Origin of the sequence: Coleofasciculus sp. FACHB-712 (assembly GCF_014695635.1) — a bacterium.
Lineage (GTDB): Bacteria > Cyanobacteriota > Cyanobacteriia > Cyanobacteriales > FACHB-T130 > FACHB-T130.
Window position 1 is genome coordinate 1 of the sequence record NZ_JACJOQ010000019.1, and the last position, 2,491, is coordinate 2,491.

The window sequence follows — 2,491 nt, forward strand, 5'->3', positions numbered from 1 at the left end:
GCTTGTTTTAAATAAGCACTCGCCGCCGCCCGATCGAAGGGCAACGGTTGACCATTTTCCATCAATAAGAAGTCCCCTAGCTGAATGCGGAGATGTTCTTGATCGAACAGCACTCCGGAACGACCCGCCGCTGCTGCAATTCTTCCCCAGTTTGGATCGTGCCCAAACACGGCTGACTTAACTAAGGATGAACCGACAACCGTTTTGGCAACCTGACGGGCAGCTTTTTCATCAGATGCGCCGGTAACTTGCACTTCAATTAAGCAGGTAGCCCCTTCGCCATCACGGGCGATCGCTTTCGCTAAATATTGGCAAACTTCAGTCAGCATCGCCTCTAATTTCTCGGCGTCTGGTCCCATCTCGGTAATCGCTGGGGTGCGAGATTCCCCATTTGCTAAGGCGATCAGCGTATCGTTGGTACTGGTATCGCCATCTACGGTAATTTGGTTAAAACTTTGGTCAGCGGCTCGACTCACCATTTTTTGCCAGAGAGAAGGAGCAACCGCCGCATCGCAAGTGACAAAAGCTAGCATCGTCGCCATGTTGGGATGAATCATCCCAGATCCCTTTGCCATACCGCCGATTCGCACCGGGCGATCGCCAAAAGTGGTCTCTAACGCAATTGATTTCGTCACTAAATCGGTAGTGACGATCGCTTGTGCTGCTGCATCGCCCCCGGTTTCAGAAGCGGCTGCGACCAATTTAGGAATTCCATCCCGCAGGGCATCCATCTTAATTCGTTGCCCAATGACGCCCGTAGATGCCAACAAGATAGAGTCAGAGGAGATATTCAGTATTTGAGCCAACATCTGAGCGCTTTCAATCGCGTCGATCCAACCTTGGGAACCCGTAGCGGCGTTGGCTTGCCCAGCGTTGCAGAGAATTGCGTGGGCGCTGTGTTTGGTAGAGAGGTGCTGACGGCAATAATCGACACAGGCAGCGCGTACTTGACTGGTGGTGAAAACGCCTGCTGCGATCGCTTCTACCTCTGAATAAATTAGCGCTAAATCCGGTAAGCCTGAAGGCTTTAGTCCAGCGGCGATTCCAGCCGCCCGATACCCTCTAGGAGCCGTTACTCCACCACTAATGATTTGCCAGTTTGTCATCACTCCCCCTGAAAGATAAATGATGCAAATTTTAGCAATTCTCAGGGCTGCGGTGAGTGTTACTGAGTCATAAATTAAATTGGATGCGATCGCGTACAGCCCTTTGGGCATGAAAACAGCAAAGCGAGGCGTTAGCCTAGCGCCCAAAAAGTCAGTTCGCGTTGTGGATGCTCTCTACAGTTCACTCCCGTTCTACGCGAGCGATTGGGAAGAAGCGATCGCGTCCCCAGCAGCGCTGTCTGGTTTCGGAAGTTTGGGACTGGCGCAGGTTTTCGCGGATCGGATTGCTAAAAATGGTGGGGAGTCTTCTAGGCTTGTAAGAACTAATCGTCCATCAGGCGAGGAGCATCTTATCTCAAGCAACCGGAAGTTCAGAAGCGATCGCTTGACCTTAATATCCTCTAATCTGTAAGCCTTAATACTTCAATTCTGCACGCGATAATGAAGCAATAAGATCCCATTTCCATAGATTTTGCTGTTAGTGAGTTCTAAAGCGGTTTGCCTGATGACTCCGGAAAAAAGTGGAATGCCCGAACCGAATAGTACCGGACTCAACTTCAGGATGATCTCGTCAATCAAGTTTTCGGCAAAAAGCATTGTAGCTAAATCCGCGCCGCCACAGAGGTAGATGTCTTTGCCGGTTTCAGCTTTCAATTTTCTGACCAATTCAGCAATATTGTCTGAAACGAGTTCAACATTCTCATCGGGGCTTTCCTTCATCGTCCGCGAGAAAACGTACTGCTTCATCGTTGGGTAAGGATTGGTCACGCCGAGCTTCAGTCCAAACTCGTATGTCCTGCGTCCCATTACAACAACATCAAACTGCTTGAGCGATTCGAGATAATCGGTTATGTGTTCGCCTTCCGGGGGAAAACCATCAATTGTGTGGTCTTCATGGGCAATAAACCCATCAATGGTGCAAGCTACGTAATATTTTAGTTTTCGCATACAGCAATTCTGGTTTGGATGCAGTCCAGTTTTACCCCACCCCGGTTCTTCCCTGCAAGCAAACAGAGATTTGGGGGCGAGGTTTCGATCTGCAAGACTCTCCAAAACTCTTGAAACCCTTGAAAAGCCTTCGTTAGGCTTGTGTGGAAGCGAAACCCAACGAAAAACTGGCTGCTCGCTTCACATCGTAATCTACCAAAATCACCAGTCTGCCTGCGGTGTTAGGCGGAAATAGAAGATGATTTTAGCTTTCCCGACAGGCTGGAGGGATCAATGGATTCAGCATCAGCGATCGCCTCAAGTTGAGGAAATTTGATAAACCTGATTAAATCGGTTAAATAAGCAAAACTTAATTAGGCTGTTTATTCGGTCGAGCGATGACATCCAAGGAAATTTCTATGATTACCATTGGATTTTTCATTAACAAGTCTGCCTGA

3 protein-coding genes are annotated in these 2,491 nt (G+C 48.7%); 1 reads left to right on the top strand and 2 read right to left on the bottom strand.

Annotated elements, in window-relative coordinates:
- A partial coding sequence (argJ, locus tag H6F50_RS00215) for a bifunctional ornithine acetyltransferase/N-acetylglutamate synthase (protein WP_190424986.1) occupies positions 1–1,106 on the bottom strand: 1,106 nt, incomplete at its 3' end.
- Between the two features lie 109 nt (positions 1,107–1,215).
- Between argJ and H6F50_RS00220 the strand changes: the two genes are divergently transcribed.
- Complete coding sequence (locus tag H6F50_RS00220; protein WP_190424980.1) at positions 1,216–1,518, top strand: hypothetical protein; 303 nt, start codon at positions 1,216–1,218, stop codon at positions 1,516–1,518.
- An 11-nt stretch (positions 1,519–1,529) separates the two neighbouring features.
- On the opposite strand, the gene H6F50_RS00225 is transcribed toward H6F50_RS00220, so the two are convergent.
- Positions 1,530–2,054 (bottom strand): dihydrofolate reductase family protein, encoded by a 525-nt coding sequence (locus tag H6F50_RS00225; RefSeq protein ID WP_190424983.1) that lies wholly within the window; start codon positions 2,052–2,054, stop codon positions 1,530–1,532.
- Positions 2,055–2,491: the final 437 nt, after the last annotated feature.